Consider the following 14,449-nt stretch of genomic DNA (forward strand, 5'->3'; position numbering starts at 1 on the left):
CGTGGTGCTCACCTTCGTGGTGCTCACCTTCGTGGTGCTCACCTTCGTGGTGCTCACCCTCGTGGTGCTCACCTTCGTGGTGCTCACCTTCGGCATCCGACGCTGCCTGCGCGTCGGCTGATGCGTCGGCGTCTCCGAGCGGATAGTCCTTCGGCTCGTCCTCGTAGTACGCGCGCGCTGCTGCAGCGAGCATCGAGGTGACGGCCGCGGATCGGGGGTCATCGTCAGACGGCGCGGCGACGTCATCCGACGACTCCGACGCGTCTTCGGAGTCGTGCGCCTCGCCGAAGAACTCGACGCCGGAGTGCTCCTCCGCGCCGCTCTCGGCCGCCGAGGGCACATCGGGATCGGTGGGAGCATCGACAGGGGTCGTGCCGAAGAGGATGTCGTCGAAGGAGGGCTGAGGCTGCTCCTCGGCCGGGGTCTCGTGCTCGGTCGATTCCCCCGTCGAGTCGTCGTCGCCGGAGACCTCGTCACCGCCCGCATGCGCGGCGTCGGAGGCCACATCAGCCGCATCCTCGGCGTCGTTCGCATCCGAGGCGTCCGCTGCGTAGCCGAGCTCCGCCGCGGCGTACTCGATGTCGCGAGCCGCATCCGCTGCATCCGCGGCGGCGTCAGCCTCGACGTCGGCCGCATCGGCCTCCGCGCGTTCGGCGTCGGAATCGGACGAGTCGGAATCGGACGAGTCGGCTTCGGACGCGTCGGCATCGGACGCAGCAGAATCGGGGGCACTCGGACCGGACACGTCCTGAGCGTCGGACGCAGCAGGGACCGCCGCGAGCGGCGCCGTCGCATCCGCGACCGGCGTCTCCGACTCGATGACCGGTGCAGCCGTGATGGCCTGCCGGGCGAGTCTCCCGCCGCGCACGAGCTCGATGAAGACGTCTTCGAGCGTCGGGCCGCGCTGCACCAGGGTCGCCAGAGCGATGCCGGCCGATGCGGCGATGGCGCCGACGGCGCCGGCGTTGCTGCCGCGGACCGTGAGACCCGAGCGGAGCACCTCGACCTCGAGGCCGGCGGCCGAGAGCGCCGCCTTCAGGGCGGCGCGATCCTCGGCGTCGACGACCACGGATCCGGCGGACGGGTCGGCCAGCTTCTCGATGCCGCTCGAGAGGACCAGCTGGCCCTTCGAGAGCACGAGCACGTGGTCTGCGACCTGTTCGATCTCGCTCAGCACGTGTGAGGAGACGAGAACCGTGCGGCCCTCATCGGCGAGGCGGCGCAAGAGGAGGCGAATCCACCGGATGCCCTCGGGGTCGAGCCCGTTCGCCGGCTCGTCGAAGACGAGCGCGCCAGGGTCGCCCAGCAGCGCGTGCGCGACGCTCAGCCGCTGCCGCATCCCGAGCGAGAAGCTGCCGATGCGTCCTTCCGCTTCGTGCTCGAGCCCGACCAGAGAGAGTACCTCGTCGACACGCGAGAGCGGGATGCCGTTGGCCTTGGCCGCGATGGTCAGCTGGCGGGCTGCCGAACGCCGCGGGCGGTAGGCGGTCTCCTCGAGGACGGAGCCGATGGTGCGCAGCGGGTGACGCAATTCAGGATGTGCGACTCCGCCGATCGTGGCGGTGCCGCTCGTGGCGCGCACCTGACCGAGGAGGATGCGCAGCGTGGTGGTCTTTCCGGCGCCGTTCGGGCCGAGGAAAGCGGTCACGACGCCGGGCTCGACCCGCGCGGAGAAGTCGGACACCGCCGTCACGTCGTTGAACCGCTTCGTGACGTGCGTGAACTCGAGCACCTGTCCGTCGGGCATCTGCGACCTCTCGTTGCAGTGGGCAGTTCTGTCTATCCTGCCGGAAAAGCCGCCGGATCGTGCATTTACCGTACAGACACGGCCGGATGCAAGGCTCAATCCACCGGGTAGCCTGGCAATCGTGACCGAATCCAGCGCCGCTTCCCGGGTCCTCGTCCGTACCGAGGGAGCCCTCGGCAGGCTGACCCTGAACCGACCGGAAGCGATCAACGCGCTCGACTTCGGCATGGTGCAGGAGATCACGCGCACGCTGGAGCGGTGGCGGTACGACACCGATGTGCAGATCGTGCTGATCGACGGCGAAGGCGACCGAGGCATGTGCGCCGGCGGCGATGTGCGGGGACTGCACGCGCAGATCGTGGAGGGCCGATCCGATGAGACGGCGGAGTTCTTCCGCGCAGAGTACGCGCTGAACGCGATGATCGCCGAGTACTCGAAGCCCGTGGTCACCGTCGCCGACGGCATCACGATGGGCGGAGGCGTCGGACTGTCGGGCCACGCGGCCATCCGCATCGTGACCGAGCGATCGAAGCTCGCGATGCCGGAGACGCGGATCGGCTTCACGCCCGACGTGGGCGGCACGTGGCTGCTGTCACGCGCCCCTGGGCGGTTCGGCGAGTACTTCGGGCTCACGGGGGCGTCGATGGACGGAGCGGACGCCGTACTGCTCGGCTTCGCCGACCATTTCGTGCCCTCCGATCGCCTCGACGCGCTGCGCGAGGCGCTCGCGTATCGTGCCGATCCGACAGGACCGGCCGAGATCGTGCTGCTGTTCGACGAGACTCCCGATCCGTCGACGCTTCCGGCCTCTCGGGGATGGATCGACCACGCGTTCTCCGCCGACACGGTCGCGGAGATCGTGTCGCGGCTGCGCGCGGACGAGGCCCCGGATGCCGCGGCGACCGCGGATCTGCTCGAGAGCCTGGCGCCCACCGGGCTGGCCGTCACGCTCGACGCCGTGCGGGAAGCACGTGCGCTGCCGAACCTGCGTGCCGCCCTGGAGGGTGAGTACCGCCGCGTCATGTGGTTCGTCCTGCGGCATCCCGACCTCGTGGAGGGGATCCGGGCGCAGCTGATCGACAAGGACCGCAATCCGAAGTGGAACCCGGCGACGATCTCCGAACTGCCTGCAGACCCCGGCGCCGACGCTCGACACTTCACGCCCGAAGACCCCCTCTTCTAGAGCATTTCGATATATCCGCGGTTGTTCGCCGCGGTGCATAAACCGCTGGCCGCGCCCGAAATGGTTCGCTGTGAGCGAAGGTCCGCCCACAGGGGGATACGAATGTCCGGAGTTCGTGCCACCCTTGCATGTGCGCGATCGTCGGCCTGCGTCCGCCCGTCGGGAGATCCGCCGATTCATCCTTCCTAGAAAGTCCGCCTGTGCTGGGAAAAATCCTCCTCCGTTATCTCGCCCGCTATAAGTGGCTGCTCGTCGCCGTGCTGGTGTTCCAATTCGCCAGCGCTCTGGCCACCCTCTACCTCCCGCGCCTGAACGAAGACATCATCAACAAGGGCGTGGCCCAGTCCGACACCGCCTACATCTGGCGCACCGGGCTCTTCATGCTCGCCGTCTCGCTCGGCCAGATCATCGCGTCGGTCATCGCGACCTACTTCGCGGCTCGCGCGTCGATGGGTGCGGGGCGCGACATCCGTGCCGACGTCTTCGCCAAGGTCAGCGGATTCTCCGAGCGAGAGGTGTCGCAGTTCGGCGCCGGCTCGCTCATCACCCGCAACACGAACGACGTGCAGCAGGTGCAGATGCTCGCGATGATGGGCGCGACGATGCTCGTCACCGCGCCGCTGCTCGCGATCGGCGGCATCATCTTCGCCGTGCAGACGAACATCGGCCTGAGCTGGCTCATCGCCGTGTCCGTCCCGCTGCTGCTGATCGTCGCCGGTCTCGTCGTCAGCCGCATGGTTCCGCTGTTCCGCAGCTACCAGGGCAAGCTCGACACCGTGAACCGCGTGCTGCGCGAGCAGCTCACCGGCGTGCGCGTGGTCCGTGCCTTCGTCCGAGAGGGCATCGAAGAAGAGCGCTTCCGCGGTGCCAACACCGACATCATGGTCGTCGGCCGCAAGGTCGGCTCGCTGTTCGTCCTGCTGTTCCCGCTGTTCATGCTCATCCTCAACGTCACGATCGTGGCGGTCGTGTGGTTCGGCGGCATCGAGGTCAACAGCGGCACGGTGCAGGTCGGCACGATCTTCGCCTTCATGCAGTACATCGGCCAGATCATGGGCGGCGTCATCATGGCCAGCTTCATGGCGATCATGATCCCGCGCGCGGCAGTGTCGGCCGAGCGCATCGGCGAGGTCCTCGAGACGCAGTCGAGCATGGGGCGGCCGGCCGACGGCGTGACCGACTTCCCGACACCCGGTTCGGTCGCCTTCGACGGCGTCGAGTTCACCTACCCGGGCGCCGACTCTCCCGTTCTCAAGGGCATCAGCTTCGCGGCCGAGCCCGGCGAGACGGTGGCGATCGTCGGATCGACCGGTGCCGGCAAGACGACCCTCGTGTCGTTGATCCCACGACTCTTCGACGTCTCCGGCGGAGCCGTCTTCGTCGGCGGCGCCGATGTGCGCGATGCCGACGTCGAGTCGCTGTGGGCGACCATCGGCCTCGTTCCGCAGCGTCCGTTCCTCTTCACCGGAACCGTGGCCTCGAACCTCCGGTACGGCCGCGAGGACGCGACCGACGAAGAGCTCTGGCATGCGCTGGAGATCGCTCAGGGACGCGACTTCGTCGAGGAGATGCCCCAGGGGCTCGACTCGAGGATCACCCAGGGCGGCACCAACGTCTCGGGCGGTCAGCGTCAGCGCCTGGCGATCGCCCGCGCGATCGTCCGTCAACCGCAGATCCTGGTCTTCGACGACTCGTTCTCCGCGCTCGACCTCACCACCGACGCCCGGCTGAGGCAGGCGCTGTGGCGTGAACTGCCGCACGTGACCAAGATCGTGGTCGCGCAGCGCGTCTCATCCATCACCGATGCGGACCGCATCGTCGTCCTCGAAGGGGGCACCATGGTCGGCGTCGGCACGCACGAGGAGCTTCTCGAGACCAGCACGACCTACCGAGAGATCGTCGAGTCGCAGCTGGGGGTGGACGCATGAGCGAGCAGGACGCTCCCCGGACCCGCCGCGGTCGCGCGGCCAAGGCGGCGGACACGACCACTGCGGTCGAGCCGGAGCTGACAGACGAAGAGAAGTACGAGGCCGAGCTCGCCGAGAAGGCGCGCCAGGACGGCGGCGGCTGGGACAGCGTCGCTCCCGGAAAGGCCGACAACTTCGGCAAGAGCTTCAGCCGGATGATCGGGCTGCTCAAGCCGTCGGCCGTCTGGTTCATCCTGGTGTCGATCGCCGGCGCCGTCGGCGTCGTGCTCACGGTCGCGGCGCCGAAGGTGCTCGGTGAGGCCACGAACCTCATCTACAAGGGCTTCATCTCCGTGCAGCTCGCGCAGGCGAACGGGGACTTCCCCGGGTTCCCCGCCGGCACTCCGCAGGACGATGTCGTCGCGGCACTCCGCCAGGGAGGGCAGGACGACTTCGCCAACCAGGTCGAGGCCCTCGGCGCCTTCCGTGTCGGTGACGGTGTCGACTTCGACGCGCTGCGGTGGATCATCATCGCCGTGCTGGCGATCTATGTCACCGCCGCCTTCCTCAGCTGGATCCAGGGTTACGTCATCAACGTCATCATGGTCCGCACCATGTGGCGTCTGCGCGAGCAGGTCGAGGCGAAGATCAACCGTCTGCCCCTGTCGTACTTCGACAAGGTGCAGCGCGGTGATCTGATCTCGCGCGTGACCAACGACATCGACAACATCACCCAGACCATGCAGCAGTCGCTGTCCGGCGCGATCACGGCCGTGCTCACGGTCGTGGGCGTGCTGGTCCTGATGTTCTCGATCTCCTGGCAGCTCGCTCTCGTCGCGCTCGTGGCGCTCCCGCTCATGGGTGTGATCTTCGGCGTCATCGGCCCTCGCTCGCAGAAGGCCTTCGGCACGCAGTGGCGCAAGGTCGGCCGTCTGAACGCTCGCGTCGAAGAGGCCTTCTCCGGTCACGCGCTGGTCAAGGTCTTCGGTCGCGAGCAGGACGCGCTGGAGAAGTTCCAGGGCGAGAACGAGGAGCTGTTCCAGGCCAGCTTCAAGGCGCAGTTCCTCTCCGGCATCATCATGCCGGCGATGACCTTCGTCGGCAGCCTCACCTACGTGGGCATCGCGGTGCTCGGCGGTCTCATGGTCGCCAACGGGCAGCTGCGTCTCGGAGACGTGCAGGCGTTCATCCAGTACTCGCAGCAGTTCACGCAGCCGCTGTCCGAGCTCGGTGGGATGGCGGCCGTCGTGCAGTCCGGCACGGCATCGGCCGAGCGGGTGTTCGAGCTCCTCGACACCGAAGAGCAGGAAGCGGACGACGCGGATGCTCCGAAGCTCGCCGACGGCAAGGGCGTCGTGGAGTTCGAGAACGTCGCGTTCTCGTACACTCCCGACCGTCCGCTGATCACCGACCTCTCGTTCCGGGTCGAGCCTGGTCAGACGGTCGCGATCGTCGGTCCGACGGGAGCGGGCAAGACCACTCTCGTCAACCTCATCATGCGGTTCTACGAACTGAACGGCGGGCGCATCCTGCTCGACGGTCAGGACATCTCCGAGGTCACGCGTGACCAGCTGCGCTCTCGCACCGGCATGGTCCTGCAGGACCCGTGGCTGTTCGCCGGGAGCATCCGCGAGAACATCCGGTACGGACGCTCGACCGCGACCGACGACGAGGTTCTCGAAGCGGCGAAGGCGACCTATGTGGATCGCTTCGTGCATGCCCTCCCCGAGGGCTACGACACCGTGCTCGACGAAGACGCGTCGAACGTCTCGGCGGGCGAGCGTCAGCTGATCACGATCGCGCGAGCGTTCGTGGCCCAGCCGTCGATCCTGATCCTCGATGAGGCCACGTCGGCGGTCGACACCCGCACCGAGCTGCTGCTGCAGCACGCGATGGCGGCGCTTCGACAGGGACGCACCTCGTTCGTGATCGCGCACCGCCTGTCGACCATCCGCGATGCCGACCTCATCCTCGTGATGGAGCACGGAGACATCGTCGAGAAGGGCACGCACGACGAGCTCATCGCCGCGCAGGGCGCCTACTGGCGCCTCTACCAGTCGCAGTTCGAACAGGCGGCGACCGACATCGACGCAGAGGACGCGCTCACCGGCTCGACTCCGGTCGTCATGAGCGGCGACGCCGAAGACGCGGCTGCGTCGGCACAGGTCGGCGTCTCGGTGGGGGCGCAGACTCCCGCCGCCGAGGCAGCGGCCGCGCAGGCAGTGGTCGAACGGCCGGATGCCGGAGGCTCCTCACGCGCCTGAAGCGCCAGAGCGCCTGAAGCGCCAGAGCGCCTGAAGCGACAGAGCCCCTGAAGTGACAGAACGCCTCGCCTCCCGAATCCCGGGCGGCGAGGCGTTCTGCGTCCGCCGAGCTTTCGCTGGAGGGACGACGCGTCAGCGCTGGTCGGCCGTGATGCCGAGGAGTTCGAGGGGGTGGGTCAGCCGCCACCACGGGCTCGGGCCATCGACATCGTCGGCGAGCGACAGCGACGTCGTCACCGTGTTCAACGGCCCGACGCTCGTCATCGTGCCGACCTCGTCGCCCGCTTCGCGGTTGTCGCCGAGTGAGAAGTCCGTCGAGGCCTCGGCGACGGCGCCGTTCCACAGAACCACATCGGCATCCGCATCCGTGACGACATCGGTGCTCGCGCCCCACGCCGTGGTGACGCTGCCGACGACCGTGCCCTCGGCGACGGCGGGAGTCTGTTGCTCCAGCGCCGTCTCGACCTGCGTGAACAGCGAACGGGTCTCCGTGAGGCGCTGCGCGTCGTCGGCCTGACCGAGAACCGACGCGTACAGATGCACAGTCGTGTCGTCGACAGTGACGACCTTCGCGGTCAACAGGTTCCAGCTGTCGCCGAGCGTGCCGGTCTTGACGCCGACGACGCCGGGGTCCGCCAGCATCCCGTTCGTGTTCACCACCGTGCCCGCACCCGGAAGATCGACCGACGGAGTTCCGACGATGCCGGCGAAGACGGGGTTCTGCATCGCGATCTCGGCCAACGCGACGAGCGACTCGGGTGTGGCCCGGTTGCGGTCGTCGAAGCCCGACGGAGTGATGATCGTGATGTCGTCGAGACCACGGTCGCGCAGCCACACAGCTGCTGCGGCGGTGAACGACGACGGGGAACCCCAGATCTCCGCGGAGAGCCGGTCGATGTAGTTGTTGGCCGATCCGAGCAGCGTTCCCTGGAGGAGCTGGAACTCGGTGAGAGTGCCGCCCACGGGCACGTCGAGCGCGGACTGGTCGGAGCGGCGGTAGTCCCAGTAGGCCAGGTTGTCGGCTCGCGTGAACGAGAACTCGGGGCCCTGCTCGCCCACGGCGAGGGGCATCCGCTCGAGCACCATCAAGCTCGAGACGACCTTGGTGACGCTTGCGATCGCGGCAGCGTCGAGCGACGACGACGTCGTGCCGATGCCGCCGATCCCCACGGCAGCGCTCCCCTGGGCAGGGAAGGTGATCGCGGCAGCGGGCGCTGCGACGGGGGCGAGCTCGACGGCCTGAACCGTCGGCGCGACCTCGTGCAACGGCCACAGCATGGCCGATCCGGCGTAGGTGCCGAGCAAGCCGACGAGGACGCCGAGCGGCACCAGCACGCCGGGCCGGGCGATCGCCGGGCGCAGGTGTGCTCCGGTCAGCAGCGCACCGCCGCTCTCCACGGCCGGCGCGTCATCGAGCGCGTCGGTCGCCGGGTGCTGGGCCACGTCGACCGGGTCGACCCACGTCAGGGGAGTGCCGCCGCTGTCTTCCTCCGCCCACTGCGCGGGGGGAATCGCCTCAGGGGTGAAGATCGCAGAGACGTCGTCATCCGCAGGAACGGCGGAGGCGGTGGCCTCGGCGGAATCGGGAGCGGTCACCTCCTCACGGTACCGAACTCGTGCGGGGATCCGTGTCGCTGCATCGGGAGAGGACGCGGGGTGTCGCCTCTGGGTAAGATCGTGGGTACAACCACGGGAGTCCGGCGAGCCGGGCTGAGAGGGAGCGAATCGCGCTTCGACCGTCGAACCTGATCTGGGTCATGCCAGCGCAGGGAGGAGTCACAGATGAGTACATCCACGTCCGGATCCACCACGGGATCGGCATCGGCCACGCAGTCGTCGACGGGCCTCGGTCGCCCGCAGCTCTGGCGCTGGCGGGTCGTCGACATCGTCGTGGCGAGTGTCATCGCCGTCGCATGCGCGATGATCTTCCTGCTCTGGAACGTCGGCTACGAGGTGCCGAGCAGCATCCTGACGCCGCTGCTCCCCGGTGTTCAGGGCCTGCTCGCCGGCCCCTGGCTGATCGCCGGAGTGCTCGGCGGTCTGATCATCCGCAAGCCCGGTGCCGCTCTGTACACCGAGCTGGTCGCCGCGATCATCTCAGCACTCGTCGGCAACGCGTGGGGCCCGCTCACGATCGTCTCGGGCCTCGTACAGGGTCTCGGCGCAGAGCTGGTGTTCCTGATCTTCCTGTACGGCGTCTGGCGGCTGCCTGTCGCGATGCTGGCTGGTGCCGGTGCGGGTCTCGCCTGCGGCATCAACGACCGCATCCTCTGGTACGCCGGCGCCGACACGCTCTTCACGAGCGTCTACATCGTCTCGACGACCATCTCGGGTGCGGTCATCGCCGGGCTCGGGGCGTGGCTGATCGCCCGAGGACTCGCCGCCACGGGCGCCCTCAGCCGGTTCGCCGCCGGCCGCGAGGTCACCGCACGGGTGTGAGCTCGCTCACGAGGCCCGCCACCCTCGAAGCCCGTGGCTGGGGGTGGCGGTACGCGACGCGACGGCGCTGGGCGGTGCGCGACGTCGACCTGCGCATCGAGCCGGGGGAGCGGGTGCTGCTGCTCGGCGCCTCCGGCTCGGGCAAGTCGACGCTGCTCCAGGGGTTCGGCGGGGTGCTCGGCGGTGCGGATGAGGGCGAGACGCACGGTGCGCTGCTCGTCGACGGCGTGCCGCCCACCGATGCCCGGGGACGGGTCGGGATGGTCCTGCAGGATCCCGATACGCAGACGATCCTCGCGAGGGTCGGCGACGACGTCGCCTTCGGCTGCGAGAACCTCGGCGTACCCCGAGACGAGATCTGGCAGCGGGTGCGCGCGGCGCTGGACGCCGTAGAGCTCGACGTCGCCCTCGATCGATCCACGGCCGCGCTGTCGGGCGGCCAGAAGCAGCGCCTCGCCCTCGCCGGCGTGCTCGCGATGCGACCGGGTGCCATCCTGCTCGACGAACCGACGGCGAACCTCGACCCCGAGGGGGTGCGGGACGTACGGGATGCCGTGGCCGCCGCCCTCGATGCGACGAGTGCGACCCTCGTGGTCATCGAGCATCGCATCGACATCTGGCTGCCGCTCGTGACCCGGGTGATCGTGCTCGGCGCCGAGCCCGATGGAACGGTCGTGCTCGCCGACGGCAGCCCGGACGCGGTCCTCGGCGCTCGGGGCGCGGAGCTCGCGGCATCCGGTGTCTGGGTTCCCGGGCACCCGCCCGCCGTCCCGCCCGCACCGGCGCAGCGGCCGGGAGCGACGCTGCTGGAGGCCCGTGGTCTCACCGTGTCTCGCAGGCGCGGGCTCGCCGTCGCCGGTCCGTTCGACGTCGATGTGCGTGCCGGAGAGGTGCTCGGGGTCACCGGCGCGAACGGCGCAGGCAAATCGACGCTCGGGCTCACGCTCGCGGGATTGATCCCGGCCGAAGAAGGTCGGGTCGCCGCTCTGCCGCCCCTCGCCGCCGGAGAGAAGCCCGATCCCATCCACTGGTCGTCGCGCGCCCTGCTCACGCGCATCGCGTCGGTCATGCAGACGCCCGAGCACCAGCTGCTCGCCAAGACCGTGCGCGACGAGCTGTCGGTCGGGCCGCGGGCGCTGAAGCTGCCGGACGCCGAGATCGCCTCCCGAGTCGACGACCTGCTCGAAAGACTGCGGCTCACCTCGCTCGCCGCAGCCAATCCCTACACGCTGTCGGGCGGAGAGAAGCGGCGGCTCACGGTCGCCGCCGCCCTCGCCACGCGGCCCCGGATGCTGGTGCTCGACGAGCCCACCTTCGGGCAGGATGCGACGACCTGGGCCGAACTCGTCGGCCTGATCGCACGTCTGCGCGACGAGGGCACGGCGATCGTGGCGATCAGTCATGACGAGGCCGTGCTCGAGGCTCTGCACGCTCGGCGCATCGAGGTGGGACGATGATCGATCCGCTGACCGCCCGGGTCGAACGATCCGGTCCGATCGCCCCGCGCTCGGCCCTCGCGAAACTCATCGCGGCGCTCCTCATCGCCCTGCCCCTCGTGCTGACGATCGACGTGGTGTCGGCATCCGTCGCCCTGCTGCTCGAGATCCCTCTGCTCGTGCTCGCAGGCCTGCGCGCGAAGGAGTTCTGGACCCGCACCGCGGTGCTGTGGATCGCGGCGCCGCTCAGCGCGGTCACGATCGCTCTCTACGGCGCGACCAGCGGCACCGTGCATGTCGAGTGGCTCGTCATGCGCATCAGTGACGGGTCGCTCGCGCTCGCTGCGGCGACCGCCGTGCGCGTGCTCGCGATCGGACTCCCCGCGGTGGTGCTCTTCATCACGGTCGACCCCACCGACCTCGCCGACGACCTGGCGCAGCGGGTGAGGCTGCCGGCGCGATTCGTCGTCGGCGCGCTCGCGGGGATGCGGATGCTGGGCCTGCTCGTCGACGACTGGCGGGCGCTCTCTCTCGCGCGGCGTGCGCGCGGGGTGGCCGACGAGGGGCGGGTCCGTCGTGCGCTCGGTATGGCGTTCGCGCTGTTCGTGCTGGCGATCCGTCGTGGATCGTCGCTGGCGACGGCCATGGAGGCTCGCGGCTTCGGCGGTGCGGCACCGCGTTCGTGGGCGCGGGAGTCGAGGTGGGACCGACGCGACACGGCGCTGGTCATCGTCGCGGCGGTGATCCCGGCGGTGGCGATCGCGGCGGCGGTGCTCACGGGTGCGTGGAACTTCATCCTCGGCCCGACCGCCTGACGAGCCCACGACCGGACGCCCGCCCGAACCACCGGACCTGGCAGCATCCACTCAGCTTTCTCATAGCTGGAATGCCGATGTATTCGCTAGCATCGAGTGAACCCAAGGGGAGTACTCCACCACGGGCGGCTCGTCATTACGGATGTCCCTGCATCCCGGGTCCCCGGTCTTCGTTCTCGAGGATGGAGAAGACCTTGGCGTCGACCTCGTCACGCCTCGTCTTCTGGAGACCTCCTTGAACATCACCCCCCTCGTGTGGATCATCACGATCGCCGTCACGATCGCCTTCTTCGTGTACGAGTTCTTCGCCCACGTGCGAAAGCCCCATGAGCCCACCATCGGCGAGTCCGCCCGCTGGTCGGCGTTCTACATCGGTCTGGCCCTGCTGTTCGGCGTTGGCATCGGCACCGTGTCGGGCTGGACGTACGGCGGTGAGTACTTCGCCGGGTACCTGACCGAGAAGGCGCTGTCGATCGACAACCTCTTCGTCTTCCTCATCGTGATGACCGGCTTCGCCGTGCCGCGCATCTATCAGCAGAAGGTGCTGATGATCGGCATCGTCATCGCGCTCATCATGCGCGGTGGATTCATCGCGCTCGGCGCCACGCTGATCGAGAACTTCTCCTGGATCTTCTACCTCTTCGGTGCGCTGCTGCTGTTCCTGGCCTACCGCCAGGCGTTCGCACAGGGCGACCACAACCCGGCCAACGGCCGATTCATGCGCTTCGTGCGCCGTATCCTGCCGGTGAGCGACGAGTACAACGGCGACCGTCTGACCGTGCAGCGCGACGGCAAGCGATTCTTCACGCCGATGTTCCTCGTGATCATCGCGATTGGCTTCGTCGACCTGATCTTCGCGGTCGACTCGATCCCCGCCATCTACGGCCTGACCGAAGAGGCCTACATCGTCTTCACGGCCAACGCCTTCGCCCTCATGGGCCTGCGCCAGCTGTACTTCCTCATCGGCGGCCTGCTGCAGCGCCTCGTGTACCTCGCGCAGGGCCTCGCGGTCATCCTCGCGTTCATCGGCGTCAAGCTCGTGCTGCACGCGATGCACGTCAACGAGCTTCCGTTCATCAACGGCGGAGAGCCGATGCTGTGGGCGCCTGAGATCCCGATCTGGTTCTCGCTCGTCTTCATCGGCGCGACGATCGCCGTCGCCACCGTCGCGAGCCTCATGAAGACCCGACGCGACGACAAGCGCGACGCGCTCGACACTCCTGATCCGTCCAGCTCTGCACCGCTCACCACCGACACCCAGAAGGAACACTCGTGAACCAGTCGCGCCGCTCCGACGCGTCCGCAGACCCCGACAGACCCGGCGCCCGAATGACCTCGGGCACCCCCGCACCTGGTGAGGTGGCCCGCTGATGGGCGACCTCGCGGTGAACATCGCTCTGGTGTTCGTGTTCGTCCTCGTCGGCGGCGTGTTCGCCGCGACGGAGATGGCCCTCGTCACGTTGCGTGAGAGTCAGATCAATGCGATCGCTGCTCGTGGCAGACGAGGCGAGAAGGTCGCGAGCCTCGCTCGCAACCCGAACACCTTCCTCTCGGCGGTGCAGATCGGCGTGACGGTCGCCGGCTTCGCCTCGGCCGCCTACGGTGCGACCTCGATCGCCCCGTCGGTCGCGCCTCTGCTCGAGAGCCTCGGGGTCGCCGCTCCGCTGGCTCTCACCCTCTCGACCGTGCTGCTGACGCTCGTGATCGCCTACCTGTCGCTCGTGCTCGGCGAGCTCGTGCCCAAGCGGCTCGCCATCCAGCGCAACGCCCAGTTCGCGTATGCCGTCGCGCCGGTGCTCGACGGCTTCGCCGTGGTCATGAGGCCGGTCATCTGGCTGCTGTCGGTGTCGACGAATGCGGTCGTGCGTCTGCTGGGCGGCGACCCGCACAAGGCGGCGGACGAGCTCAGCGAGGAGGAGCTGCGCGACATCGTCGCGACGCATCAGAGCCTCCCCGACGACGAGCGACGCATCCTCGACGACGTGCTGTCGCTGCGCGGACGTCAGGTGAGCGAGGTCATGCGGCCCCGTCCCGAGGTCGTCGCGCTCGACGGCGCCGCGACGCTCGCCGAGGCCATCGCGGACGTGCGCGAGCTGCCGTTCTCGCGGTACCCGGTGATCGACGCCTCGCTCGACGACATCGTGGGCTTCGTGCACGTGCGCGACCTCTTCGAGGCCGCCGCCGACGACGCGACGCGCGCGGTGCTCGGACTCATGCGTCCCGTCGAGTACGTGCCCTCGACCGCGGGCGTGCTTCCCACCCTGACCCGCATGCGGGCGGCCGGTCACCAGATCGCCGTCGTGGTCGACGAGTACGGCGGCACCGACGGCATCGTGACGCTCGAGGACCTCGTCGAAGAGGTCGTGGGCGAGATCTTCGACGAATACGACACGGAAGACCGGATGCCGGACGCCGGCGGCGCACTCGACGGCCGCCTCAATCTGCAGGACTTCGCCGAGATCACCGGGATCGCGCTTCCCCGTGGCGCATCGGACACGGTCGCGGGCTTCGTCACCGAGATGCTCGGCCGCCTCGCGGTGGTCGGTGATTCGGTCGAGGTGCCCGGTGCGACGATCCGCGTGACGGCCGTCGATCGTCGCCGGATCTCGGAGATCCGAGTGGCCGTGCACGAGGACGCCTCGCCGACCGACTGAGTCG

Annotated in this window: 10 protein-coding genes, 1 pseudogene and 1 riboswitch; of the genes and pseudogenes, 9 read left to right on the forward strand and 2 right to left on the reverse strand. The window is 68.7% G+C overall.

The genetic code is table 11. From position 1 onward, the window contains the following. Positions 1 to 201: pentapeptide repeat-containing protein (locus QRN21_RS17995; RefSeq protein WP_350223949.1), on the forward strand; the 201-nt coding region annotated here is incomplete at its 5' end. Positions 202 to 946: 745 nt separating this feature from the next. Here QRN21_RS17995 and QRN21_RS18000 read toward each other — a convergent pair. Further along, a pseudogene (locus QRN21_RS18000) lies at positions 947 to 1,975 on the reverse strand (ATP-binding cassette domain-containing protein); the annotation flags it as partial. Here QRN21_RS18000 and QRN21_RS05800 point away from each other — a divergent pair. The 3 genes from QRN21_RS05800 to QRN21_RS05810 all read left to right on the forward strand — a co-directional run bounded on the left by QRN21_RS05800 (position 1,869) and on the right by QRN21_RS05810 (position 7,101). After that, entirely contained in the window at positions 1,869 to 2,930 is a 1,062-nt protein-coding gene (locus QRN21_RS05800; RefSeq protein ID WP_285363387.1) for an enoyl-CoA hydratase/isomerase family protein, read from the forward strand. The pseudogene QRN21_RS18000 and the gene QRN21_RS05800 overlap by 107 nt on opposite strands. Before the next feature lie 200 nt (positions 2,931 to 3,130). After that, entirely contained in the window at positions 3,131 to 4,858 is a 1,728-nt protein-coding gene (locus QRN21_RS05805; RefSeq protein ID WP_285363388.1) for an ABC transporter ATP-binding protein, read from the forward strand. Next, on the forward strand, positions 4,855 to 7,101 hold the full coding sequence (locus QRN21_RS05810; RefSeq protein ID WP_187250639.1) for an ABC transporter ATP-binding protein: 2,247 nt from the start codon (positions 4,855 to 4,857) through the stop codon (positions 7,099 to 7,101). The genes QRN21_RS05805 and QRN21_RS05810 overlap by 4 nt, the downstream gene beginning before the upstream one ends. A 132-nt stretch (positions 7,102 to 7,233) precedes the next feature. Here QRN21_RS05810 and QRN21_RS05815 read toward each other — a convergent pair whose 3' ends face one another. Next, complete coding sequence (locus QRN21_RS05815; protein WP_285363389.1) at positions 7,234 to 8,697, reverse strand: D-alanyl-D-alanine carboxypeptidase family protein; 1,464 nt, start codon at positions 8,695 to 8,697, stop codon at positions 7,234 to 7,236. Between the two features lie 83 nt (positions 8,698 to 8,780). Continuing rightward, a riboswitch (TPP riboswitch) is annotated at positions 8,781 to 8,890 on the forward strand. On the opposite strand from QRN21_RS05815, the gene QRN21_RS05820 reads away from it, so the two are divergent. From QRN21_RS05820 to QRN21_RS05840, 5 genes are all read left to right on the forward strand, one after another. Beyond that, entirely contained in the window at positions 8,884 to 9,540 is a 657-nt protein-coding gene (locus QRN21_RS05820) for an ECF transporter S component (protein WP_053097984.1), read from the forward strand. It overlaps the preceding riboswitch by 7 nt. Next, positions 9,537 to 10,997, forward strand: coding sequence for an ABC transporter ATP-binding protein (locus tag QRN21_RS05825; protein ID WP_285363390.1), 1,461 nt, complete (start codon positions 9,537 to 9,539; stop codon positions 10,995 to 10,997). The genes QRN21_RS05820 and QRN21_RS05825 overlap by 4 nt, the downstream gene beginning before the upstream one ends. Beyond that, entirely contained in the window at positions 10,994 to 11,791 is a 798-nt protein-coding gene (locus QRN21_RS05830; RefSeq protein WP_056280476.1) for an energy-coupling factor transporter transmembrane component T family protein, read from the forward strand. Before QRN21_RS05825 ends, QRN21_RS05830 begins: the two co-directional genes overlap by 4 nt. A gap of 235 nt (positions 11,792 to 12,026) precedes the next feature. Next, positions 12,027 to 13,067: a TerC family protein gene (locus QRN21_RS05835; RefSeq protein ID WP_053099269.1), complete on the forward strand. Its 1,041-nt coding sequence runs from the start codon at positions 12,027 to 12,029 to the stop codon at positions 13,065 to 13,067. Positions 13,068 to 13,161: 94 nt separating this feature from the next. After that, a complete protein-coding gene (locus tag QRN21_RS05840; RefSeq protein ID WP_285363391.1) occupies positions 13,162 to 14,445 on the forward strand; it encodes a hemolysin family protein in 1,284 nt (427 codons plus the stop codon). The last annotated feature ends 4 nt before the right edge of the window (positions 14,446 to 14,449 follow it).

The organism is Microbacterium sp. LMC-P-041, from assembly GCF_030209555.1.
Classification (GTDB): Bacteria; Actinomycetota; Actinomycetes; order Actinomycetales; family Microbacteriaceae; genus Microbacterium.